This window comes from Mycobacterium sp. (assembly GCF_046091765.1).
In the GTDB taxonomy this organism is placed as follows: domain Bacteria; phylum Actinomycetota; class Actinomycetes; order Mycobacteriales; family Mycobacteriaceae; genus Mycobacterium.
Genome location: NZ_JBJTCF010000051.1, coordinates 1 through 23,470, shown reverse-complemented (window position 1 = coordinate 23,470; position 23,470 = coordinate 1). Strand labels below are relative to the sequence as shown.

Below are 23,470 nucleotides of genomic sequence, written 5' to 3'. Positions count from 1 at the left end.
GAGGTTCATGGTGACCTGGGTGGTGATCCTGGCGGTGGTGCTCGCGGTGGTGCCGCGTCTCCACGCCGCGCGCCGGCAGACCGGCTCATTCGCCCGCTGAGGTCCCGCGCCCTGCCTCGGCCACGACCGCCGTGCAAGATGCCCCACCCATCGCGACCAGCAGGACTGCCAGGGCGCCCCGACCGGTAGCCGCCCGCGCCGGCAGGTCGATACGGGGCGGGGAGGGGGGCGTCGCTGCCGGGCCGTTCGTGCGTGATGCGCTGAACCCCGCAGCAGCGAAGTCTGCCGAACCCTCCGCGATCAACGCCGACGCGCCTTCGCCGCCGGTGATTTCGCCGCCAGCCGCGGCCGCTTCCGTACCGGTCGGCACGACGGCTCGGCCCTGCCGGAGAACCCGCCCGGGCAGCCGTCCAACTCCCACCTGGCCTTCCCGAGCTATCCGACCGGCTCGACCTGGAACATCACCGTCGAGTGCCCCAACGCGCCTCCGCAGTTCACCCAAGTCGTGTGGTGATCGAGCGATAGGATCAGCCCGTGACCCCGGACGAGTCCCCACGCGACAAGGATGACGTGACCCGTGACGTCGATGTCCAGACCGGGCGCACCAGGACCGCCTGGGCCTCCGGCGGCGACGACGAGTACGCAGCGCCGGGCGGCCCGCAGTCCGCGACATTCCGTGCCCTGGCCTGGTCACAGGACGACGGCTCCGGCGAGGACGTCGTCCCCTATGCCGGGGGCGAGCACGCCGATCCTCAGACGGCCTCGCCCCCGTGGTACCGGCGCCCCCAGCTGCTGGTCGGCGTTGCCGCTGCACTGGCCGCCGTCGGGATCGGCGGTCTGGCCTTCTCGCTCACCGGCGCCAACGAGACCTCCCCGGTGACAACCACGCCCTCGGCTCCACCCGGACCGCCCCCGCCGACGGCGAAGCCCGGCGCTTCGGCCAGCACGGCGCAACCGACCGGGAGCCTGCCGCCAGCCGTCGCGCCCCCCGCAGTCCGGTCAACGCCTGCGCGCGGCCCGGCCCAGCCATCGGCGACGGCCGCGGTGCCGGCTGTCACTCAGCAGGCCCGCCCGACATATTCGGAAGTGCCATCCGCCGCCGCCCCGGAAGCCGGACCACCCGCGCCGGCGGCAATCCCCGCAGCTCCCGAGCCGGCAGCACCCGCACCTGCCCCCGCGGCGCCCGCGCCCGCGCCGCAAGGCGGGCCGTTCCCGGTGCCCCCGGCGCAACCGGCCGCACCCGCACCGGCAGCACCTGTCCCCGCCCCGCAAGGCGGCCCGTTCCCCGTCCCGCCGATCTCGGTGGCACCCGTCGTGCCCGAGATCATCACGCTCACACCGCCGATCCCCAACTTCAAGCCATGACCAGTCCAACAAGGAATCAAAGCAGCCAACGAGTAGTGGGAGATGGGTCGACATGAGGATTGTCGTCAGCAGGGCGGGGCGGTAGCGGTCGCACTGGGTATCGGTGGCGCATTGGGCAGCGTGGCGGCAGTCGCCGCCGCGGACACCTCGGACACCAATACGTCGAGCCACCGCGTGAACGCCGGACCGGCGCGGGACAGCCAGCGTTTGCATTCGTAGCGCCGAAAGCGCACGGCGCACCCCGGCCGGCCGCCAGCATTGGCAGTGGCCGCGACAAGACGGCCGACGCGCGGACCCGGATCGACGCACACCGACTGCCCGCCCCGGCGGCGACCAAGTCCCGCGGTATCGATCCGGCGCCGGTCAACAGCCCATCCGACAGTCCACCGCCACCCCATCCTCGACAAGCTCCGGCGGGAGCCAGGCATGGAATTGGGGCGTATGGATGACATCGGGGGTTGTCGGGCTGTGCTCAGTGATCTCGATGAGCTCCAGCGGGTACGAGACCGGTATGCCAATGCCTCGGTGATGGTGCGGATCAAGGACTACATCAGCGAGCCGAAAGATGATGGCTACCGGGCGGTGCACGTAATCGTTAAGTACGACGACAGGCGCATCGAGGTCCAGCTCAGGACCAGGATTCAGCATGAGTGGGCGTTCACGGTAGAGGGAGTGACCTCCCGATTCGGGTTGGATGTTAGAGCTGGCGGAGGTCCGCCGGAGGTACGTGAGTGGTTTGCGGCCGTTTCAGAGGCGATGGCGCTGGAGGAACATGGCCGACCGGTCGGTCCCGAACTATTGCACCGTGTAGATACACTTAGGGAAGCTGCCCGTCCCTACCTGCAAGGATCACGCTGATGAGCGATTCGCTTCGTCACTTCTTGCTGGTGTTCGACCATGCCAGCGCTCAACTGATCCAGCTTCTTGAGTTCGACACGGATGCCAAGAAGGCGATGGCCGAATATGCCAGGCTCGAGCGTGAGCACATGGATAAAGCCGATCGGGTTGAAATCGTGTTGATCGGCTCAGATTCTCTTGAAACCGTGAAGGTGACTCACGCGAACTATTTCGACGGAACTGTGGCTGTCTCGAAGTACTTCGCTGGGATCTAGGGCCGTCCTTAGAGACGATCCGTGATTCGGCATCGAGCTCCTGGGCACTAGCACCGTGGCGCCGCCGCAGGTAGATGCGATGTTTGGCGAGCAGAAGACCTTGGGACCAATTTGGGACCACACGTTCCGCGCGCTCCTGAACGACGTGCACGTTCACGCCCGATCGACGAGCCGCGACTAACGCGCATACCGCGCGTGAACAGGCATAACGTGCTAGACCCATTTCCTGGGGGTCAAGTGGTCGCAGGTTCAAATCCTGTCAGCCCGACCAATGTGATGTCCCGAGACACCGTTGACAGGTGTCTCGGGACATTCGTTACACATCTGGGGTCGGTTGGTGGGGCTGTTTCAGGCCAGCGGTCGGTGGCGGGGTCGGGTACTGCTCGGTCGGGGTGATCGGTCCCCAGACCCCCAGCGCCCGGGCCCGCGCCACCAGCGCGTCGTACCGGGTGGGGTCGTCGGTCCGGTAGGTCTGGTCGCGGGTGAGGATATAGCCGCTGAAGCCGCTCGGATCGCTGACGATCACCCACCGGTATTCGGGGTCGTAGTCCAGGATCCAGTAGTTACCCGGCTCCTCGTCGCCGGGCGTGCCGCCGAAGCCGACGTTGAGCCGGGTGTTGAAGGTGTTGACCGGGACGGCGGTGCCGTCGATGGAGGACTCCGGCCCGTCGGGCCCGAAGTAGTTGCCGGAATTCTGCACCCTGATGGTGCCGTCCGGCTTGGGCGTGTAGATCGCCTTGGTGTTCACCAGGCCCCAGGCGAACGGCAGTTTCACGCTCGCCTGCTCGAACCACGGCTGGCCGTCGGCGTAGCGCAGGACATCCACCGGCGGGGGTGCGGGCAGCGTGGTCACCCCGGCCTCGCCCATCACGAACGGCAGGTTGTAGCCGGCGGGGTTGTACGGGAACGGCACGGCGTAGCCCGGCCCGTACACCCCGTAGAGCGGGACATCGGGCGCGGCCGGCCCGTACGGCGTGCTGCCCGCGTAGAGGTCGTTGATCCAGCCGGTGGCCAGCGTGCGCACGGCTGCCTTGCCTCCGGGCGGGGACGGCCGGTAGCCGAGGATCGGAATGATCGCGTTCGCCAGAAAGGCGAGGAAGTCGGTGCCGCCGAGCGAGTCGTTGTGCGAGCCGGCGTCGATCTGCACGCCGTAGAACGCATCCGGATAGTCGGTCAGCATCGCCTCGGTGGCCAGGCCCCAGGCGTTCCCGGGGCTCTGTGGCGGGGCGGCGATCTGGTAGACGGGAATGCCGGCACCGATGAGGGTCTGCAGTTGTTCGTTGAAGGTCGGCGGGCGCGAGAAGCCGTCGAACATCACCACTCCGAGCAGGTCGTCGGAGGTGCCGTTGGCAACGGTGCCGGCGCCGACCGCGGTGGCGAACCCGCCGCCCGCGGAATGCCCGGTGAGGATGAACGTCTGCGGCAGCATCCCCTCGTAGCCGGCCTGGTTGGCGCTGACGTTCAGTGCGGCCCGGTCGCCGACGAACATCTCGGCGGCGGCTTCCCGGTCGAACGGAGTGCCGAAGTCGGCGGGTGCCACCACGATGCTGTTGGTCTCCTGTGCCAGCGCCAGCGCTAGGGCCGTATACGCCAGGTTCAACGGCACCTGGAGGCCGCGACTACTCCCGTGCTGCAGCCAGATGATGCCGTTGGCTTGCACCGAGCCGTCGGCCTGGGTCGGGAAGTACCAGCTTGCCAGCGCGCTGACCCCGTTGTCCCCCGAGGGAATGAGCAGTGTGGACGACCCGGTCCGCACCCCGGTGACACCGTTGGACAGCGGCGGTTTCACGTAGCCGGTGACACCGTTGCCCCCGGTGTTGACCACCGGGGGCGGAGTCCGGCCGAAGAGCGACCCGACGGCGTCGATCGCGTCTTTGAGCAGAGCGTCCAGCGGCGAGAGATTGTTGGCGAACGGGGTGGGCAGGCTCACCGCGGCGGTGGGGCCCGTGATGATCTGCCCGTTGGCGGCGGAGTACAGGCCGTACTGCGGCGCCTCCGGGCCTGCACCGACATAGAGATCGTTGATCCAGCCGTTGCTGAGTGCGTAGACGGCCGCGGTGCTGCCGGCCGGTGAGAAGGTCGTGACCAACTGGGCGACGAAGTCGATCAAGGGGTTGGTGCCCAGTAGCGAATCCACATGCGAGCCGCCGATCAGCACGGCACCGTTGTACTGATCCGGGCGGGCCGCCAGGAGCGCGTTGGTGGTGGCACCGAAGAGGTTGAAGGGCTGCGCGGGCGCGGCGATCTGATAGATCGGGATGTCAGCGGTGTCCAGGGCGGCGATCTGGTCGCCGAAGCTGCCGTCGAAGGTGCCGTTGGAGACGCCGTCGAACATCACCACGCCCAGCAGGTCGGCGCCCTCGGCGACATAGTCGGCCGCCGTTGCGGTGGCGAAGCCCCCGCCGGCGGAGTGCCCGGCCAAGACGAACGCGCCCAGAAGTTCGGATTCCTGGCCGGTGTACCCGGCGTTCCGGGCGCTGGTCACCAGCGCGGCCCGGGCGGGGTCGAGGAACACGTCGGCGACGGCCTGCTGAGAGGTGGAGCAGCTCAGGCACCCACCTGAGAAGGTCCACGGGATCGACGACAGAGTCGGAGCCACCACGATGCTGTTGGTCCGCTGCGCCAGATCGGTGGCCAGCGCCGAGTAGAAGGTGTTCACGGCGGCGAAGCCGTGCTGCAGCCAGATGACACCCTGGGCGTCGACGGAGCCGTCGGCCTGGGTCGGGAAGTACCAGTCGGCGGCGACGGTCCCGCCGATGAACGCCCCGGGGATCTCCAGGCGGGAGCTGCCGACCGCCACGCCGGTGACACCGTTGGTGGCCCCGGGCAGCAGGGGATCGGCGATCGTCGCGGCGGCCGTGTGGAGCACGGAATCCGGCACCGGTGCGGCGCTCCGGCGCTGTCCGCCCGAGACGGCCGGGGCGGGTACTGCGAGTGCCAGACCGCGGGCGGGCTGTCGGCCGCGTTCGGTCCGCGCCGCGGAGGGTGCCCTGGACGGCGTCAGCGCCCCGGACAACAGGCTGGCTGGCGGCCCGGCGGGCGCGTCGGCGGCCTCGGCGGCCCGGACGGCGGGAACCCGTGCGGCCCGGTTGCCGCCGCGAGCGGCGGTGGTGGCCGCGGCATGGGGGGTCCGTGTCCTGGTGTCGGTGCGCTGTGAAGGGGCCGCCGGTGCCGCGGATTTGCCGTCGGCAGGGGACGTGTCGCCGGGCGTGGTGTCGGTCTCGGCGGCCGCGACCGCCGCCCCGGTGATCAGAGCCGATCCCAGGCCGATCAGAATGGCACTGGACCCCAGCAGAACCCGTCGATCGCCCATGCAGGAACTACCTCCGCGCCTCAACACGACATTGGTGGATGAACAGACGCTACCCCGGCGCGCGCGACGGACACTTCGGGGGCACGGGTGTCGACGGCCCGGATCGAGCGAGACACGCCGACGTCAGTGCGCGTCGCCCATGCTGATCGACAGCGGCCGGCGGAAGAAGCGGGTAATGAGCAGCAACACGCAGATTCCGATCCCGAACCAGATGATGCCGTACCTCGTGGACTCAGCCGACAGGTAGACCCACAGCAGCACGGTGAGCATGATGCCGATTGCCGGCAGGACGATGTTCCGGATGATCTGGCGCGCACCGTGAACCTCGCGGCGCTGGTAGGCGAAGTAGACGATCACGGTGAGGTTGACGAAGGTGAACGCGATCAGGGCACCGAAGTTGATCAGCGAAGCGACGAAGTCCAGGTTGAACGAAATCGCCAGCAGGGAGACCAGGCCCACGAAGATGATCGCGTACGCCGGGGTCTGGAAGCTCGGATGCAGGTAGCCGAAGAAGCGCGACACCGGACCCCGGCCATTGCGGCCCATGACATAGAGCAGCCGCGACACCGACGCGTGCGACGCGAGGCTGGAGGCGGTCGTCGCGGCGAAGGCGGCGGATGTCAGCAAGATCATGAAGAGGTGTCCGCCCACCAGGAAAGCGATCTGCGGCAGGGCACTGTTCTGTAGCGACTCCTCGTTGAAGCTGGAAATGTCGGGGAACAGCGACTGGGTGAACCAGGCCGAGACGAAGAAGATCGCGCCACCGATCAACAGGGCAAGCAAGATGGCCTTCGGCACGGTCGAGGCATCCTTGGCTTCCTCGGTGTACATCGTGATCGCGTCGAAGCCGATGAAGGAGAAAGCCACGATCGTCGCGCCGGTGATCACCAGGTTGAGGTGAACGCCCTCGTGCCACAGCGGCTGAGTGGAGAAGATGGTCCCGTTGCCCATCCCCTCGATGAGGGACTTCGAGGCCAAGACGAGAAACACCGCGATCAGAACAACCTCGAAGACCACCAGGATCATGTTCACCCGGGAGGTGTTGGTCATGCTGAACAGGCACATCGCCGTGATCGCGGCGACGTAGACGATGACCCAGATCCAGGGCGGCGCCGTCGGGAAGAACGAGTACATGTAGCTGCGGATGATCAGCGCATTGACCAGGGGCAGCAGGAGATAGTCGAGCAGGGCGGCCCAGCCGATGAGGAATCCGAGGTTGGGGCTGATCGTGGCCGAGGTGTACGTGTAAGCCGACCCCGCGGAGGGAAAGACCACTGTCATCCGGCCGTAACTGATCGCGGTGAACATCATGACCACCAGCGCCAAAAGATAGGCGGTCGGAACGACGCTGGAGGTCTCCTCGGAGACGATCCCGAAGGTATCGAAGACGACGGTCGGCATCATGTAGCCCAAGCCGAGTCCGACGATCGACCACAGACCCAGCGTCCTGGCCAGCTGGGGGGTCCCCGTCGATCCCGAGGCGACCTCAGTCATCGTGGTCCGGCCATGATTCAGTCCTCCCAGTCCGTCACAGTGGTCTATCACAGCGGGCGTCGTACGTGACCTTGTTTGACCCACGCCGGTCGGTATCTCAGCAGCTCTTCGGGGGCCGATCGGCCGTGTTACCGTGACCCACCATGCGGTATGTAGTCGGCTACGGGCCGCGCCAGCGCGGCATCGACGCAGTGAACCTGGCTGTGACTCTGGCCCGGTCGTCGGGTGCGACGCTGGACTTGGTCTCGGTGCTGCCGAGTGATGCCCCGACCTTTCATATGTATTCACGCGATGATGCGTTCAACGCCGAGATCGAGGAGGAGGGCCAGCGGTGGCTGGCGGACGGGCTGGGGCGCATTCCCGTTGACGTGCGCGCCGAGAGTCATCTGCGCAGGGCGGACTCCATCACGCAGGGCCTGCTGGACGCGTCGGTGGACCCCGACCGCGGTGAGGCGGGGCTGATCGTCGTCGGCACCCATCATCGGGTCCGCGCCGGGCGATTCGGTCTGGGAAGTCTTGCCGACGCCCTGCTGCACGCGGCGGCGGTGCCGGTGGCACTCGCTCCGGCGGAGTATGAGGCCCATCCCCGGATCAGCTGCATCACCTGTGCCATCGGTGTGCAGCCGGGAAGCGAGGATCTCCTCGACGCCGTGGTCGGGCTGGCGGCCAAGTGGAAGACCCCGCTGCGCGTGATGTCACTGGTAGCGATCGGCGAGAGCGACCGGGAGGATCGCCGCGAGGAGTGGACCAAGCTGGCCGAGTTGCACGTCGGAACACTCGTCGAGAGGGCCACAGCGGCGCTGCCGGCGGACTGCCCGGTGACCAGCGTGATCGGTCAGGGCGAGTCGCTTCAGGACGCCGTCGAGGGACTGGACTTCGTCGACAGCGAGGTGGTCGTGATCGGCTCCAGCCGTCTGGCGCAGCCCAAGCGGATCTTCCTCGGAAGTTCGGCGAGTAAGATCATGCGCGCGCTGCCGGTACCCCTGATTGTGTGGCCCCGCGGCTAACCCGGGCCGCACAGAGTCGTCGGCGTCCGGGCTTCCTGGGCGTTCTAGGCGTCCAGAATCCGGGTGCGCTGCGGGTCGTAGAACGGCGCTATCTGCACCCGTGCCGGAAGGTCGCCGCCCGGGGTGTGCACACTGAATCGGTTCTCGCGCAGCCACTCCGCGGTGACACCGTCCTCGTGGGCCACCTGGACCAAGCCCACCGGACCGCCGAGTGTATAGCCGTAGGCGCCGGCCCGCACGTAGCCGACCCAGCGGCCGTCGGCCATGACGGGCTCATTGCCGAACAGATCGGCGGCGGGATCGTCGATGAACAGATTCACGACCCGGTTGCGCGGGGGGCCCTGCTCCTTGAACTTCCGCAACGCCTCCAGGCCGATGAAGCCGCCGGGCTTGTCCCAGGCGATGGTGAATCCCAGCCCCGCCTCGATCGGATTGTCGGTGTTGTCGATGTCCACACCGATGTCGCGGTAGCCCTTCTCCAGGCGCAGGCTGGACATCGCCGCCAGTCCCACCGGCCGCAATCCCAGATCGGTCCCGGCCGCCATCAGATCGTCGAACACCCCGGTCGCGTACTCGGCGGGGACGTGCAGTTCCCAGCCGAGCTCGCCGAGGTAGGTCACCCGCAGCGCCAGCACCGGCGCGTAACCGACGTGGATCTGCCTCGCCGAGAGGTAGGGGAACGCGTCGTTGGACAGATCGGCATCGGTCAGCCGGGACAGCAGGGTGCGCGACTGCGGCCCCTGCACCGACAGCAGCGTCGTCCCGGAGGTGATCTCGGTGACGACAACCACCTCGCCGGGCTCGACGGCCCGGCGGATCATCGGCTCGACGCGGCGATGAATGAGATCGCTGGTGACGACGAGGAATTTCTCCTCGCCCAGCCGGGTGACCGTCAGGTCGGCGGCGATCCCGCCGTCGGCGGTGAGCCACTGCGTGTAGACCAGCCGACCGACCTCCCGGTCGATAACGCTCACCGAGAGCCGGTCGAGCACCCGCGCGGCGTCGGGACCCTGCACGAGGAACTTGGCCATCAGGCTCATGTCCAGGACGCCGACGTCCTCGCGCACCGCGCGGTGCTCGCGGCCGACGATGTCGAAAGACTCCTGGCGGACGAAGTCCAGCGCGGTCACCGGATGCTCACCGTCGGTGTCGTACCACTCGGCGAATTCCCACCCCACCGAGGCGTTGAAGTGGCCACCGGCGGCGACCAGCCGGTCGTGCAGCACCGAGCGGCGCACGTCGCGCGCTGAGCCCGGCTTCCAGGGGGGCCACACCGCATCGCCGAAGAGCACACCGAGTTGCTCGACGGTGCGTTCGGCGCGAAAGCGCCGCGAACTCTCGTGTCCGGCGGCGCGGTCGACGGCGTAGCCGGTGACGTCCACCGGCGGCACCCCGTCGACGATCCAGTGCGCCATCACCGTGCCGATTCCGCCCCCGCTCAGGATGCCGAGCGAGTTCATCCCGGCCGCCACCCAGTAGCCGTCGAGTTCGGGTGCGGGCCCCAGCATCGGCCGGATGTCGGGAGTGAACGATTCCGGGCCGCAGAAGAACAGCCGCACCCCGACCTCGGACAGCGCGGGAATGCGGGCGAGTGCGGCACCCAGGTAGGGCCCCACCCGGTCCCAGTCCGGCGGCAAGGTGCCGAACGCGAAGTCCGCCGGCACCCCGTCGAGAGACCACGGCGCGCCCACCGGTTCGAACAGGCCCACCAGCATGCCCTCGCCCTCGGGACGGTAGTAGCCGTAACGGTCGGGGTCCTCGATCACGGCGAGGTCATGATCCATCCCGGGAACGGTGTCGGTGATCAGGTAGTAGTGCTCGGCGGCCTGCAGTGGGATGCAGACGCCGTCGCGCTCGCCGAGTTGGCGCGCCCACATTCCGGCGGCGTTGACCACGACCTCGGTCTCGATGCGGCCCCGGTCGGTCTCGACCGCGGTGACCCGGCCGCGCTTCGTCTCGACGCCGGCGACGGTGACCCCTTCGATGATGCGCGCGCCGAGTGCCTTCGCGCCCTTGGCCAGCGAGGTCGCGACACCGACCGGGTCGGCGCGTCCCTCGTCGGGCACATAGAAGCCGGCCAGCACGTCGGAGGTGTCGAGCAGCGGCCACATCGCGGCCAACTCGCGTGCCGAGATCTCGTGCTCGGTGACGCCGAATCCGTGCATCCATGCCGACGATCGGCGCAGGGCGTCAAGTCGTTGCGGGTTGGTGGCCAGGCTGACGTGACCGACCGGATTGAAGCCGGTGGAATGCCCGGTCTCCTTCTCGAGGCGCTCGTAGAGATCACGCGAGTACCGGCTGAAAAAAAGCGCCGTCTCGTCGGTCATCCCGGCCGAAGTGATCAGTCCGGCCGCGTGCCAAGTGGTGCCGGCGGTGAGTTCGTGCTGTTCGAGCAGCACGATGTCGGTCCAGCCCAGGTGCGCCAGGTGGTAGACGATACTGCACCCGGTGACACCGCCACCGACGACGACTGCGCGCGCCCGCGCCGGCAGATCCTGGCCCATGTCGCTCACCTTCTTCTCGCTCGGCAGGCTGCCGCACTGTGGCCCGCCGGCGCGTCTAGCGTGACACAATCGCAGCCATGAGCGATGCCGAAACTAACGCCGAAACCTATGACGCGGTCGTGATCGGAGCCGGCTTCGCCGGTCTGGTCGCCGCCCGCGACCTCACGGAGGCCGGGCGCTCGGTGGTGGTGCTCGAAGCCCGGGACCGGGCCGGTGGCAGGACCTACTCCACGACCTTCCCGGGCACCGAGGTGGTCGTCGACCTCGGCGCCGAGTGGTTCGACCCGAAGCGCCACCACTACCTGGCCGCCGAAGTGGCTCGCTATGGCGCGCGCTTCGTGGAGGCGGACAAGGAGGGGGCCAGTCGCTGGTTCCTCGACGGGCAATACGCCGACGGCGACGAGCCCGACGGGTTGATCGACCTCGCCGCACTGGACGAGGTCCTCGACCGCATCAAATCAGATATCGCCCCGGTGGTCTTCGCCAACGGCTTCGACCAGGTCAACACCGCGCAACTGGACGTCCCGTTCAGCGAATACCTGACCGGGCTGAACGCCCCGCCCGCCGTCGCGGACCTGCTCCGCGCCCAGTCCTACACGCTGACCGGAGCGCTGCCCGAGGAGTTCTCGGCGCTGGTCTACCTTCGCGAGATCGCCGGATTCGACAACGACCCCGCCTACTCGTTCTTCGCGTCGCTGGCTCGGATCGACATCGGCAGCGGCGGACTGGCCCAGCGCGTTGCCGACGAGATCGCCGACCACGTCCGCCTCGGCGAACCGGTGATCTCGGTGACGGACTCGACGGCGCGGCCGGACGGGCGGGTCGAGGTCGTCACCGCCACCGGCAAGCGGTTCTCGGCCCGCCGGTGCGTGCTCGCCGCGCCGCTGAACACCCTGGGCGACATCACCTTCTCCCCGGGACTTCCGCCCGCGCTGGCCCGACTGGTCGACCAGGGTCACACCGGGCGCTGCGTGAAGGTGTGGTCGAAGCTGGCCGGGCTCACCCATGTGTTCGCCATGGGCTGGCCCGGGGTGGTCGAGTGCACCCTGAAGGCCACGGTCGGCGAGGGAAGCGCGGAGCGCGCGATCTTCGCCTCCTTCGGCCTGGAACCCGATCTGGCGGTCGACCGGGTGGATCTGCTGCAGTCCGGACTCGACGAGCTCAAACTGGGTGCCACCGTCGAGGAGGTCTACGGACACGACTGGATCCGGGATCCGTTCTCCAAAGGCACCTGGCTGGCGCTGCGCCCGGGGCAGGCGAATGACCACGCCAAGCTGGAAAGCCACTGGGGTGCGGTGCATCTGGCCGGCGCCGACGTCGCCGGGGTGTGGTCGGGATGGGTGGACGGAGCGATAGAGTCCGGTCGGGTGGTCGCTGCTGAGGTTGACTCCCGGCTAGCAACCGCCTAACGGAAATCGAGAGGAGATCGGATATGGCATTAGCCCTGCGCGCGATGTCAGCACTGGTGCTGGCATCCGCAGTCATCGTGTTCCCGGCGTCAGGCGCAACCGCCGAGCCACCGGAACCGGGGTCGTGTGATCCGCTCAATCCGGGTTCATCGCCGGATTCCTGCGCCAACCAGCCGTCGCAGACCTGGCCGACCGCGCAGGGCGACTACACCACGGCACTCGATCCCGGCTGGACGTATTTCTTGCCCGCCGGCTTTGACGGCAGAGGCTGCGGAATCGGACCCGACGGTGAGGTCGGTTGCGACATCGTTCCCGGGCGATGGCCGGATGGCACGCCGGTTCAGATGGGAATCCCGGGCCCACCCGGTTCTTACAGCTGTGAAGGCCGACGTTGCCCACTGCCGCCTCCGGGCACTAATCAGACCGTCGCCAGCGCATCAGAACCGGGCGAGTACGTTGTGTCCGACACGGCGACATTCACTCGCGACGTCGACGTCCTTCCCGCCGGCTACCAGTTGGTCAACGGCGGCGCCTCCTGTCACGTCGGATACCAGGGAACGGTCACCTGCGTGACCGGGGCCAACGGATTCACCCTCGCTTCGGTCTTCGGCATTCTGGAGGCGCCGTAGCAGTGGGTCCCGGCGGTCAGGACAGCCGCCAGCGCTCCCAGGCCGCCTGCCGTGAGGTGCCGGAGATCTCCGCCACCTGACTCCATGAATTGTTCGCCGCCAGCAGTCGGGCCGAGTCCCCGAGGCGCTCGCCGACGTAGGACATGAGCGCCAGCAGTTCCGCGAAACTCTCCCGAGTCGCCCGGTCGCACAGTTCATCGGTGACCCGGCGGATCAGTGCGGCCAGATCGGACTCGCGCAGGGTCTCCAGTGGCGGTTCGGCAGACCTGGGGGACATGTGGTCAGTTTACGGTTCCCCGGCTGCGAACACATCGAGCCGAATCTCCCCGGCACCGGAATCGAACGACCGGGTCCACGTTGTGCCGGGCCAGCGATAGTGGACCTGGCCGGTGTCCGGGCGGTAGTCGGCCGTGTAGAGCGTGCCGAATCCGTTGGCGTAGTCCGAACTGCGCAGGGGCGTCCGCAGAAACTCGCGTGCCACCTCATCGGCATGGCGGTTCTCGGCGAGCAGACCGCGCAGCCGGGCCTGGCGATCCACACTGCGATAGCGCCTGGCGTGCGCGGGATCTGACGGCCGGTCGAAGCGGTGATTGGTGGCCAGGGGTACCTCACGAACCTCGATGACCCCGCCGGGTGCCACGTAGGCCGTCCAAGTGTCACCGACCCGGTCGGTGAGGGTCAGGTTGTAGGACATCGACACCGGGATCCGCGACAGCGCGGCGAGGGCCTCGGCGGTGGTGCCGGCGACCTCGAGCAGGTAGCGCACGACCAGGGGGATGCCGAAGCCCGGCCCGCTGCCCCTGGCTCCGCCGAAGGTCAGGGAGATCACCAGACCGTCGGAGTTCATCCCGTCGAGCAGCCCCCACAGGCAGTCGCTGGTGCCGATGACCGCGCGGTCGGTGAACCGGGTGGACATCACCACGCCTTCGAAAAGGTCGGGGTGGTAGTCGTAGTTGCGGATCAGGGCCCGTTGGGCGCCGTCGACGACGACCTGCGAGCAGCCCGGCGCGAAGGTCGGCATGTTCCAGTGGGTCAGCATCGCCGCCGCGGTGGGCTCCGGGCCGGTCAGGGTGAGCAGGTGCGTCCAGGTCGGGTGCAGTTCGGGAAGGTAGCGACGCAGTGCTGCCTCCGCCTCGGCGACGTTGGGCCGCCGGCCGCTGCCCGGTCGCAGATACCAGGCGCGGTAGGCCGGCCAGGTCGACCGGTACAGCGCCTGCCACCGCGGGCCCGGCCGCTCTTCGCGGAAGGCGTCCAGGCTGAGGGAGTGCACGGGCTGCGCCACGGTGTCTGGCATGTGTCAAGGTTTACCTGACGCGGTCGTCTCTGTCAAGTTTTGCCTGACGCTGCCCGCAGGCCGGTCTCACCGGCTCAGCCGTGGCTGGCGGGACTGCAATCCACCGGCATGCTGCTCGCCGGAGTGCCCCCACCTGCGGCGGAGCCGACCTGACCGGCCCGGGTCAGCGCGTTGGGAGTGGCGCCGGCCTGACCGGTCGGCATCGTCATGCTGGAACACCCGGCGTCAGAGCCCGGCTGGGCGTCGGCTGTCGGCGCCGGCCCGATCAGCAGTCCCGCGGCGATCAGCGGGCTGGCGAGCGCGCCGACCAGGGTGGCGATCCGGCGGCGGGTACTCGGTGAACTCGTCATGGTGTCTCTCTCCCGGGGTGGCGGGTATCGGTCTGCCTGCAAGTCTGCTCGCCGGGGGGCGCCGGAGGACTCCACCGACCGGACGGTTCGGGGGAGGGAACGGCCATCGGCCGATCGGGGGACACCGCCGGTCGAGTGTGGCTCCAACTCGTCGATATCCGTACATTGACTTGTAACCCCGGGCCTGTAGACGCACTCGGGTGAGTCCCCCCAGCGACGCTGACCGTGCCCAAGCCGACGCCCTCTGCGATGAGCTTCATGAACAGATCGCCGTGCTCGACGTGCGCGCGGCGAAGTTGCGCAAAAGCATGAACCGCTACGTGTCCGAGGGGCGGAAGGGCCAGGTCACCCGGACCCAGCGCGAATGGCGCGCGGTGATGGTGGAACGACGCCAGATCATCAACATGCTCACCGCGTTGGGGCACAGCTATCCGTGCAGCCACCGGACCGTTAAAGATGAGTAAACCGGATATGAATTTCCCGGAGCGGCGGGTAGCGTCCCTGCCGTGGCTTCCCCGAGTCAACAGCAGACCGCAGCGGCCGAAGCCGACCGTCGACAGGCCGAGTACTTCCGGGACGAACTGCTCCGGATGGCGGACGACCTGGACACTCAGATCGCCACGCTTAAGAACACCTTGGCACGCCAGACCGGGCACCGGGAACTCGGCTTTCACGTCACCCGCACGCGCAGCGACCTTCGGGCGGCCGTGGCCGAGCGCGACCAGATTTCGCGAATGCTGGCTGCCCTGGGCCAGCCGTGGCCCGCTGAGCGCGTCACGCCGAGCTGATCCGCCGGTAGGGCCCGCGCAGGGGGCGTACGGCCCGCGGGTCACGGGGGGCTAGGGCAGGGCTAGGGCGTTGTGAAGCCCGCGGCGCGCAGGATCTCCCGTCCCCGTTCACCGACGACGAACTCCAGGAAGCGTCGTGACAGGTCGGGGTTGGCCGACTGGCGAAGGGCCGCGATCGGATAGACGTTGACCGCGGACGCGGCTTCCGGGAACGTGACTCCGGTGAGCGCGCCGCCGGAGCCCAGGACGTCGGTCACGTACACCAGACCGGCGTCGGCCTGGCCGGTGATGACTTTCTGAGCGACGTCGGACACCTGGTTTTCCTCGCTGACCGGATCGAGGCGCACACCGGCGGCCTGCAGGACCGTCGCGGCAGCTGATCCGCACGGAACCTGCGGCGCGCAGATCACCACCGCGAGACCGGGCCGGGTCAGATCTGTCAGCGAGGTGATGCGCTGCGGGTTACCGGGGGCGACCGCGATCGTCAGGGTGTTGGAGGCGAACGTCACCGGGTCACCGGCGATCAGGCCGTCCTGCTCGGCCCGGCCCATCGTCGCGGTGTCGGCGGGGGCGAACACGTCGGCGAACGCGCCCTGCGATAGCTGGGCCAGCAGATCGGCGGAGCCGGCGAAGGAGAACTCGACGTCTGCCCCGGGATTGCCGGACTCGAAGCGCTGGCCGATCTCGGTGAAGGCCTGACGCAGCGAAGCCGCCGCGAAGACGATGATCCGCTGATCGCTGCCCGATTCCCCCGACGGCGTCTTTCCGGGGGCGCATCCGCCGATCAGCACGCCGATGAGTACGACGGTGAGCGCCCTCACTGCGGCAGATCCTGACCGTCGACTCATCACACCTCGGAGACCGACACCGTCCCGGACCTGCTGACCCGGACGGCCAGCCAGATGCTGCACGCGACGGTGACGACCAGGAAGCTCGGCGGCATGTTGAACATCGCCGACAGCCCGAGGCCACAAGCGACCGACAGCACACTGATGGCCGCGGAGATGCCCATCGCCAGACCCGGGCGCGCGGTGAGCATGATCGCGGTCGCCGCCGGCGTGACAACGAGCGCGAAGAGCAGCAGTGTGCCGACCACTTGAACGGACATCGTCACCGCGACGGCCAGCAGCACCATGAACATGATGGACAGCGCCCGCACCGGCACGCCCTTGGCTTCGGCGACCGCGGCGTTGACAGAGCTGTACAGCAGGGGCCGGTAGGAGATGCCGATCATCAGCGCGAGCACCGCCAACAGCGCCGCGAAGGCGATCAGTTGTTCGCGCGAGATCGCCAGCAGGTTGCCGAACAACACGTTGGTCATGGTGTTCGAGCTCTTCGTCGCCAGCGAGTTAAAGAACAGACCCAGCCCGGTGGCGAAGGCCAGCGTGGTCCCGGTGACCACGTCACGATCGCCGGCGCGCGCACCCAGCGCACCGATGGTCAGCGCGCCACCGACACAGAACACTCCCAGGCCCAGCGCGGGAGGAAGTCCGAGCAGGACGGCGCCGGTGGCTCCCGGAAGCCCGATGTGGGCCAGCGCGTGGGCCGCGAACGCGGTGCGGCGCACCACGATGAAGTAGCCGATCAATCCGGCCGCCAGAGCGATGATCGTGCCGCCGAGCAGGGCGTGCCGCATGAATGCGGAGTTGAGGATGTCCCACCAGTTGCTCTGGTAGCCCGCCATGGCGGTGATCGCCGTCGCGGTCGGCGTCGGCGGCAGGCTCACAGGTCGCTCCGCATGTACAGGGCGCCCTGGGCGGTGTGGGCCACCTGGATCGGCGTTCCGTAGAGGTGAGTCAGCAGATCGTCGTCGACCACCTCGTTGATCTGGGCGTAGTGCGGGTGGTGGTCGAGAATGTAGATCGCGCTGTCGAGGATGGGCAGCAGCGGGTTGATGTCGTGGGCGACCACCACGATGGTCACTCCGCTCGTGCGGTGCAGCCGGTTGAGCAGGACCACGATCTCGCGCTGGCTGCGCAGATCCAGCGACGCGAGCGGCTCGTCGAGGATCAGCAGCCGAGGTTCGCTGACCAGTGCCTCGGCGATGGCGACGCGCTGACGTTGACCGCCGGAGAGCATCGAGAGCCTTGCGTTGGCGAATTCGGTGGCTTCCACCTCGGCCAGCGCACGGTCGATCTGCTCGCGCTGGGAGGCGCCTACCTGTCCCAGCGTCCAGCGGTTGCCGACCAGACCCAGCTGCACGGCATCGATTCCGCGCAACGCCTCCCCGGGGGTTTCGGCGTAGTGCTGGGGAACGTATCCGATATGGGCGTTGTCGGAACCCGGCGTCTGGCCGAACACGGTCAGTGTCCCCGTCGCGGGGCGGACCAGGCCCAGGATCATCTTGAGCAGGGTCGTCTTTCCCGAGCCGTTGGGTCCGATCACCGCGACGATGCCGCCGGCGGGAACCTCGAAAGTGGCCTGCGACCAGATCAGCCGTCCGCCCAGGCGGATGCTGACATCATCGAAGGCCAGCGCGACCGAGGCCGCATCGTTGTCAGGTTGTGACACCGAGGGCCTTGGCCAGCGCCTTGAGTTGCCCTTCTTGCCAGCCGGCGAATGTCGTCTCGCCAGGTGGCACGGTTTCGGTCATGTTCACGACCGGAACCCCGTTCTGCTCGGCGGTGATCCGAATCTGCTCGGGGATCGATCCCTCAGTCTGTGTATTGAAGACGAGTACATCAATCTCTCTGTTGGATAATGCATTTCGGAATGCATCGATGTCCGCGGGCGAGGGTTCAGCTTCGGCCGCAGCAGCCCGCGCATACCCCTGTGGAGTCTTGTTGACAAGTCCGAGCGCCTGAGCCTGATAGTCGAAGATGCTCTCGGTGGCGGCATAGGAACGCCCTGCCGCTGCAGCTTTGATTTTCGCGATCAGATCTGAGTACGGCTGCATCGTTGTGGTGAAGGCCGATCTGCGTTCCGCGAAATACCCGGCGGCCGCGGGATCGATCCGGCTCAACTCTGCAGTGACCGCGTCGGCTACCGCGGTGACCGCGGACGGTTTGTACCACAGGTGAGGGTTGGCCCCGTCCTCGGTACCTGTGACGGCGGCGGCGTCGACGACCGGTGCTGCCGGTGCCGCCGTCGCGGCAAGGTCAGTCGCCCAATGGTCGTAGTCGGCTCCGTTGACCACGATGAGTCTCGCTCCGCTGAACGACGCCGCTTCGGCCGGCGCAGGTTCGTAATCGTGGGGATCGACCGACGAACTGGCCAAGACGGTCTTGACCGCGGTGCACGCGCCACCGAGTTCGGTCACGATGTCGCCCCATTGATCGACGCTGACGACCACGTCGACCGGCGCGCTCGGGCAGGTGCCGGACGGGGGAGACGCCGCGGCTGTCGTGGAGTCTGATCCCGCCGCCCTGTCGGCGGGCGACGGGGGCGCCGCAGAGCGGTCGGATCCGCAGGCGGCGGTGAGCCAGGTCAGGGCGAGAGCGGCGAAAACCGGCGCAGGCACCCCTGGATGTCGGGTCATATTGAAAACGATAACCGTTAGCAGGCGATCGTGGCCAGTCAACCGCCGGATTGTCGCGGCGTCCATCGTGGCCTGGCACGATCCACTGGTGCTGCCCGCCGACCATCACGTCCACTCCCGCTGGTCGTGGGACGCACCCCGGACCTCGTCGATGCGCGACGCGTGCCGCCGCGCCGTCGAGTTGGGGCTCCCCGGTCTGGCCTTCACTGAACACGTCGACTTCACCGACTGGTCTGTGGCTGACCGGGGCAGCCGGACTGTGGATCCGCTCGCGATCGGGTCCCGACCGCGGGTGCGGCCCTTGGATGTGTCCGGCTACGCGGCCGATCTGGCCCGGTGCCGCGGGACGTTCCCGCAGCTGCGGATCCTCTCCGGCATCGAGGCCGGTGAGCCGCACCTGTTCACCAGCAGCGTGGCCGCGGTACTGGCCGCGGGCGACTTCGACCGGGTGCTGGGAAGCCTGCACTCGATCGAGTACGACGGCGCTCTGGTGTTCGTGGATTCTGCCCTCTTCAGCAAGCTGGAGGCCGTCGAACTCGTCCGGCGCTACTTCGACGAATTGCTGCGCCTCGTCGGCGGATGCGCGGAGTTCGGCGTACTGGCGCACTGCGACTATCCGCGACGGTTCTGGCCGCAGACCGGCGCCGGCGATTACCGGGAGCATGCGTTCGAAGAGGAGTATCGGGCTGTGTTCCGGGTGCTGGCGTCGTCAGGTCGCGCACTGGAGTTCAACACCGCAAGCCCGTTGGCCTCCGCGGAACTGATCCGGTGGTGGTGGCAGGAGGGCGGCGAAGCGGTGTCCTTCGGCAGCGACGCCCACGACCCGCACCTGGTGGGAAGCCGGTTCGCCCTGGCCGTCGACGTCGTGTCGGCGGCCGGATTCCGGCCGGGGCGCGACCGATTCGACTTCTGGCGCCGCTGACCCGTCAGGGCTGGGCGGACAGGAACAGGAAGGTCGCCAGTAGCACCAGGTGGACCACGCCTTGGAGGGCCAGCGCACGCCCCTGGGCGAGCGTGAGCACCGACACCAGCACCGACAGCGTCAGCAGCACGATCTGCACCGGCTCCAGGCCGAGGGTCAGCGGGCCGGGCAGCCAGATCATCGCCACCGCGATGGTGGGAATGGTCAGCCCGATCGAGGCCATCGCCGACCCGTAGGCCAGGTTGAGGCTGATCTGTACCCGATTGCGCACGGCGTTGTTGAACGCGGCGATCGTCTCCGGCGCCAGCACCACGAGCGCGATGACCACGCCGACGACGGACCGGGGCATCCCCAGATGCGTGACGGCGCCCTCGACGGTCGGCGCGAGCACCTTGGCCAGCCCCACCACCCCGACCAGGGCCACCGCCAGCAGCGTGAGGCTCAACGTCGCCTCCCGGCGGGACGGCTGATGGGCGTGCCCAGCGTGGTCGGCATCGGCGTCGACGGGCACGAAGAAGTCGCGATCTCCCCGGGTCTGGGCGAACACGAATCCGAGGTAGAGCACCAGCGACACCACGCCGGCGAACACCAGTTGGGCCGCGGAGTACCGCAGTCCGGCCGCGCTGACGGTGAACCCCGGCAGAACCAGGCAGACGCCTGCGAGTACGACCACCGTCGCCAGTGCCGAACCTGATCCGGACGCGTTGAAGGCGACGATGCGATGGCGAAGCGCACCGGCGAGCAAGCTCAGCCCGACGATGCCGTTGAGCGAGATCATCACCGCCGCGAACACGGTGTCGCGAGCGTAGCTGGAGGCTCCCGCGGTGCCACCGACCATCAGCATCACGATCAACCCGACCTCGATGATGGTGACCGCCACTGCCAGCACCACCGAACCGGCCGGTTCGCCGATGCGCAGAGCGACGACCTCGGCGTGATGCACTGCGGCGAAGACCGCCCCGATCAGACAGATCCCGGCGAGGGAAAGTGTGACCGGGTCGCCGGAGCGGCCCCAGGCCCATGCCAGCACGGCCAGGGCGAGCAGTGGTAGGACGATCGTCCACTGCAGCGGTCCCCGGCGCGCCGTCTGATCCATGTCTGCCAGCTTGGCAGATCCTGCCGCGGTGATAGCGTCGCCCTCGACACGACGGCGGAGAGGCCAGTGCAGTGGAGCGGTTACCGGCTAAGCGCAATGTTCTGATGACCACGATTGCGGTGCTGGCGCTGGTCGCCAGCGCCGGCTGCACGCGAGCGGCGCCGACTGAGAACTCGGCGGCGACCGGCTTGCAGATCGTCCCGCAGATCCCCGTCGACCTTGCCGGCGGGGAGGTGAAACTCGCCCAAGGCGTACCCCCGGCCAGCCCGGCCGGGGACGGCAAGGCCACCTGCCCGCCGCTGACGATCGCCATGGCCGGTCCGCTCACCGGGGCCGACGCTCCCTTCGGGCGCAACGTCAAGGACGGGGCGCAGCTCGCGGTGGACCAGCACAACGCGGCCAATCCCGGATGCCAGGTCACCCTGCGCGCCTTCGACACCGAGGGGGATCCGCAGAAGGCCACCGCGGTCGCCCCGCAGATCGTCAACGACGCCTCCGTCGTCGGGCTGGTCGGTCCGACCTGGTCCGGGGAGACCAAGGCGACCGGTGCGGTGTTCGATCAGGCTGGACTGGTGGCCATCACTCCGTCGGCCACCAACGTGGCGCTCTCCGAGCGGGGATGGCGGACCTTCTTCCGGGGACTGTCCAACGACGGCGTGCAGGGCCCGTCGCTGGCCAATTACCTCAAGACCGCCCTGGGCGTGCAGAAGGTGTGCGTCGTCGACGACAGCACCGACGCGGGAGTGGGTCAGGCGCAGGCGGTCCGCGAGACACTCGGGCCGATCGCGGACCCGGCCTGCAACGTCTCGATCAAGAAGGGCGACAAGGACTTCTCGGCCGCTGTCACCAAGATCCGGGGACAGTCGCCCGACGCCGTCGTCTACGCCGCCTACTACACCGAGGGCGCGCTGCTGCTCGAGCAGTTGCGCGAAGCCGGTTACACCGGGTTGTTCGCCGGACCCGACGGACTCAAGGATCCGCAGTTCGTCAAGGCCGCCGGTGAGTCCGCCGACGGCGCGGTGCTGTCGTGCCCGTGCGGGCCGGCCACCGGTGGTTTCGCCGACGAGTACAGCGCGAAGTTCGGCCAGCAGCCGGGCACCTACAGTGTCGAGGCCTACGACGCCGCCACGGTGTTGCTCAGGGGGATCGACAGCGGTGCGGTCACCCGGCCCGCGTTGCTGGACTTCGTCCGGGCCTACGACGGGCAGGGCGTGGCCCGGCAGTACCGGTGGACCGACACCGGTGAGCTGACCTCGAACCTGATCTGGATCTACAAGGTGCAGTAGGTCCGCTCAGCGGACACCCATCTCGGTGCGGACCTCGACGAGGGTCTCCTCGTCGCACAGGCCCCCGGCGTAGGCGAGTTCGGCGGCGTGCAGGGCATCGTCGACCAGGTGCAGCGGGATACCCTTGTCGCGGCTGGCTGCGGCATGTGCGCGCACCGCGATGTTGCGTTCGTCGTCGGCCGGTCCGACCTGACGGATCAGGATCAGCGTCATCCGCCCCGGGAATTCGCGGGCCATTTCCGCATAGGTCAGCGGATCGCGCTGGCCACTGTCGCCGATCAGCACGAACTGCATGTCCGGGTAGGCCTCCAGCAGGCGGCGGATCGCCCCGCGCTTGTGCTCGGCCCCGCTGCGCCGCACATAGCGTTCGGTGGGCCCCCAGTCGGTGAGGAACATTGGTCCTTGCGGGAACGCGCGCAGTTGGACGAACTGCTCCAGCAGTGGATAGAACGACCAGCTTCCGGTCGAGACGTAGAAGAATGTGGGTTCCGGTTTGCGGTTGCCCGCACGGGTGGGTACGCCGCGGGCCAGTCCCCGATACAGCGAGGACATGCCGGGGATCGCGGTGCGCTGGTTGGCTTCGCGCAGCACCGTCCGGGCGATCATGGCCGCGCCCTCGGTGATGCCGGTGAGCAGGATCGTGTCGTCGATGTCGGAGATCACCAGGAATGGCGCGGTCCGCGCGGGCTTGACGATGCGTCCCGATCCGGTGGCCGATTCCCCGTCATCGAGGGCGATGGTCGTGGCGTGGGTGTCGTGCCAGCCGACCGAGAGGCCGGGAACCGGGACCGAGAAGGTGGCGAATCCGTGCGCGTCGGTGACCTCGGTGGCGGTGTGATCCCCGACGCGCAACTGGACGTCGATCCCGACGATGCGCAGGGCCGCGTAGCGGCGAAGGTTGGACTGCGCGACATCCCAGTAGGGGATGCGGCTGTCGCCGGGCAGTTCGGGGGCTTCCACGACGCGGACCCGCACCTTGGCCACGTCGTCGGCGACGAAGCCGCGATAGACGACCAGGTGCAGACCCCGGAAGGCGCCGGACTTGACCTTCTGGTCACGGCGGCGTTGGGTGAGCCGGCCCTCGATGCCGGCCACCAACGCCGCCGTCTCGGGGCTGCGCAGCCGGGCGGTGAGCCCGGCCGCGAAGCGGCGGGGAAGACTGGGCATAGCCATCAGCATCCCATCCTCGGCGATCAGTCCAGCGCCAGACCCAGGTGCGCCAACGGGTGTCCGGGGTTCTGCAGTTTCTGCGCCTTGCCCAGCGCCGAACCGGTCAGACCGGGAGACGAGATTGCCGGGGCCTTCGCAGTGCGGTCGGGCTTGGCCGGTGCGGTGGTACCGCTCTGGGTGCCCGCGGTGTCGGCGTAGGCGACGGCGGTCAGGCCGAGCGATCCGCCGCCGGCCAGGCCCAGGGAGATCAGGG

At 68.4% G+C, this 23,470-nt stretch carries 23 protein-coding genes; 10 read left to right on the top strand and 13 right to left on the bottom strand.

Features of this window, described 5'->3' with window-relative positions; genetic code table 11:
• The first annotated feature begins 534 nt into the window (after positions 1-534).
• The 3 genes from ACKOB8_RS04735 to ACKOB8_RS04725 all read left to right on the top strand — a co-directional run bounded on the left by ACKOB8_RS04735 (position 535) and on the right by ACKOB8_RS04725 (position 2,477).
• Complete coding sequence (locus ACKOB8_RS04735; protein ID WP_526376063.1) at positions 535-1,365, top strand: hypothetical protein; 831 nt, start codon at positions 535-537, stop codon at positions 1,363-1,365.
• Between the two features lie 264 nt (positions 1,366-1,629).
• A complete protein-coding gene (locus ACKOB8_RS04730) occupies positions 1,630-2,223 on the top strand; it encodes a RelA/SpoT-related domain-containing protein (RefSeq protein WP_526376062.1) in 594 nt (197 codons plus the stop codon).
• Positions 2,223-2,477, top strand: a complete 255-nt coding sequence (locus tag ACKOB8_RS04725; protein WP_526376061.1) for a hypothetical protein — start codon at positions 2,223-2,225, stop codon at positions 2,475-2,477. The genes ACKOB8_RS04730 and ACKOB8_RS04725 overlap by 1 nt, the downstream gene beginning before the upstream one ends.
• A gap of 316 nt (positions 2,478-2,793) precedes the next feature.
• On the opposite strand, the gene ACKOB8_RS04720 is transcribed toward ACKOB8_RS04725, so the two are convergent.
• Both ACKOB8_RS04720 and ACKOB8_RS04715 read right to left on the bottom strand, forming a co-directional pair.
• Positions 2,794-5,790, bottom strand: coding sequence for a lipocalin family protein (locus ACKOB8_RS04720; protein ID WP_526376060.1), 2,997 nt, complete (start codon positions 5,788-5,790; stop codon positions 2,794-2,796).
• A 123-nt stretch (positions 5,791-5,913) separates the two neighbouring features.
• The gene (locus ACKOB8_RS04715) at positions 5,914-7,284 is read right to left on the bottom strand and encodes an amino acid permease (RefSeq protein WP_526376059.1); all 1,371 of its coding nucleotides are present in this window, start codon (positions 7,282-7,284) and stop codon (positions 5,914-5,916) included.
• Between the two features lie 143 nt (positions 7,285-7,427).
• Here ACKOB8_RS04715 and ACKOB8_RS04710 point away from each other — a divergent pair, with 143 nt between their 5' ends.
• Positions 7,428-8,291 carry a universal stress protein gene (locus ACKOB8_RS04710; protein WP_526376058.1) on the top strand — a complete coding sequence of 288 codons (864 nt, stop codon included), beginning with the start codon at positions 7,428-7,430 and terminating at the stop codon, positions 8,289-8,291.
• A 44-nt stretch (positions 8,292-8,335) separates the two neighbouring features.
• On the opposite strand, the gene ACKOB8_RS04705 is transcribed toward ACKOB8_RS04710, so the two are convergent.
• Positions 8,336-10,795, bottom strand: a complete 2,460-nt coding sequence (locus ACKOB8_RS04705; RefSeq protein ID WP_526376066.1) for an FAD-dependent oxidoreductase — start codon at positions 10,793-10,795, stop codon at positions 8,336-8,338.
• A 77-nt stretch (positions 10,796-10,872) separates the two neighbouring features.
• Here ACKOB8_RS04705 and ACKOB8_RS04700 point away from each other — a divergent pair, with 77 nt between their 5' ends.
• Together ACKOB8_RS04700 and ACKOB8_RS04695 are read left to right on the top strand one after the other, a co-directional pair.
• The gene (locus tag ACKOB8_RS04700) at positions 10,873-12,204 is read left to right on the top strand and encodes a flavin monoamine oxidase family protein (protein WP_526376057.1); all 1,332 of its coding nucleotides are present in this window, start codon (positions 10,873-10,875) and stop codon (positions 12,202-12,204) included.
• A gap of 458 nt (positions 12,205-12,662) precedes the next feature.
• Positions 12,663-12,833, top strand: coding sequence for a hypothetical protein (locus ACKOB8_RS04695; RefSeq protein WP_526376056.1), 171 nt, complete (start codon positions 12,663-12,665; stop codon positions 12,831-12,833).
• A 16-nt stretch (positions 12,834-12,849) separates the two neighbouring features.
• On the opposite strand, the gene ACKOB8_RS04690 is transcribed toward ACKOB8_RS04695, so the two are convergent.
• The 3 genes from ACKOB8_RS04690 to ACKOB8_RS04680 form a co-directional block, all read right to left on the bottom strand.
• Entirely contained in the window at positions 12,850-13,110 is a 261-nt protein-coding gene (locus ACKOB8_RS04690) for a hypothetical protein (protein WP_526376055.1), read from the bottom strand.
• A 9-nt stretch (positions 13,111-13,119) separates the two neighbouring features.
• Positions 13,120-14,127: a C45 family autoproteolytic acyltransferase/hydrolase gene (locus ACKOB8_RS04685; RefSeq protein ID WP_526376054.1), complete on the bottom strand. Its 1,008-nt coding sequence runs from the start codon at positions 14,125-14,127 to the stop codon at positions 13,120-13,122.
• Positions 14,128-14,201: 74 nt separating this feature from the next.
• Positions 14,202-14,477: a hypothetical protein gene (locus tag ACKOB8_RS04680; RefSeq protein ID WP_526376053.1), complete on the bottom strand. Its 276-nt coding sequence runs from the start codon at positions 14,475-14,477 to the stop codon at positions 14,202-14,204.
• Positions 14,478-14,677: 200 nt separating this feature from the next.
• On the opposite strand from ACKOB8_RS04680, the gene ACKOB8_RS04675 reads away from it, so the two are divergent.
• Together ACKOB8_RS04675 and ACKOB8_RS04670 are read left to right on the top strand one after the other, a co-directional pair.
• On the top strand, positions 14,678-14,941 hold the full coding sequence (locus ACKOB8_RS04675; protein WP_526376052.1) for a hypothetical protein: 264 nt from the start codon (positions 14,678-14,680) through the stop codon (positions 14,939-14,941).
• A gap of 42 nt (positions 14,942-14,983) precedes the next feature.
• Positions 14,984-15,265 carry a hypothetical protein gene (locus ACKOB8_RS04670; protein ID WP_526376051.1) on the top strand — a complete coding sequence of 94 codons (282 nt, stop codon included), beginning with the start codon at positions 14,984-14,986 and terminating at the stop codon, positions 15,263-15,265.
• A 62-nt stretch (positions 15,266-15,327) separates the two neighbouring features.
• Here ACKOB8_RS04670 and modA read toward each other — a convergent pair whose 3' ends face one another.
• The 4 genes from modA to ACKOB8_RS04650 are packed head-to-tail and all read right to left on the bottom strand — an operon-like array spanning position 15,328 to position 18,743.
• A complete protein-coding gene (gene modA, locus ACKOB8_RS04665) occupies positions 15,328-16,113 on the bottom strand; it encodes a molybdate ABC transporter substrate-binding protein (protein ID WP_526376050.1) in 786 nt (261 codons plus the stop codon).
• On the bottom strand, positions 16,113-16,949 hold the full coding sequence (locus ACKOB8_RS04660; RefSeq protein WP_526376065.1) for a metal ABC transporter permease: 837 nt from the start codon (positions 16,947-16,949) through the stop codon (positions 16,113-16,115). The genes modA and ACKOB8_RS04660 overlap by 1 nt, the downstream gene beginning before the upstream one ends.
• 38 nt (positions 16,950-16,987) lie before the next feature.
• Entirely contained in the window at positions 16,988-17,776 is a 789-nt protein-coding gene (locus tag ACKOB8_RS04655; RefSeq protein ID WP_526376049.1) for a metal ABC transporter ATP-binding protein, read from the bottom strand.
• The gene (locus ACKOB8_RS04650) at positions 17,763-18,743 is read right to left on the bottom strand and encodes a metal ABC transporter solute-binding protein, Zn/Mn family (RefSeq protein WP_526376064.1); all 981 of its coding nucleotides are present in this window, start codon (positions 18,741-18,743) and stop codon (positions 17,763-17,765) included. The genes ACKOB8_RS04655 and ACKOB8_RS04650 overlap by 14 nt, the downstream gene beginning before the upstream one ends.
• 67 nt (positions 18,744-18,810) lie before the next feature.
• Here ACKOB8_RS04650 and ACKOB8_RS04645 point away from each other — a divergent pair, with 67 nt between their 5' ends.
• A complete protein-coding gene (locus tag ACKOB8_RS04645) occupies positions 18,811-19,665 on the top strand; it encodes a PHP domain-containing protein (protein ID WP_526376048.1) in 855 nt (284 codons plus the stop codon).
• A 4-nt stretch (positions 19,666-19,669) separates the two neighbouring features.
• Here the strand turns inward: ACKOB8_RS04645 and ACKOB8_RS04640 are convergent, their stop codons facing one another.
• Positions 19,670-20,761 carry a calcium:cation antiporter gene (locus tag ACKOB8_RS04640; RefSeq protein ID WP_526376047.1) on the bottom strand — a complete coding sequence of 364 codons (1,092 nt, stop codon included), beginning with the start codon at positions 20,759-20,761 and terminating at the stop codon, positions 19,670-19,672.
• Between the two features lie 104 nt (positions 20,762-20,865).
• On the opposite strand from ACKOB8_RS04640, the gene ACKOB8_RS04635 reads away from it, so the two are divergent.
• Positions 20,866-22,047 (top strand): branched-chain amino acid ABC transporter substrate-binding protein, encoded by a 1,182-nt coding sequence (locus ACKOB8_RS04635; RefSeq protein WP_526376046.1) that lies wholly within the window; start codon positions 20,866-20,868, stop codon positions 22,045-22,047.
• 6 nt (positions 22,048-22,053) lie between these two features.
• On the opposite strand, the gene ACKOB8_RS04630 is transcribed toward ACKOB8_RS04635, so the two are convergent.
• Entirely contained in the window at positions 22,054-23,220 is a 1,167-nt protein-coding gene (locus ACKOB8_RS04630) for a phosphatase domain-containing protein (RefSeq protein WP_526376045.1), read from the bottom strand.
• Between the two features lie 20 nt (positions 23,221-23,240).
• Positions 23,241-23,470: hypothetical protein (locus ACKOB8_RS04625; protein WP_526376044.1), on the bottom strand; the 230-nt coding region annotated here is incomplete at its 5' end.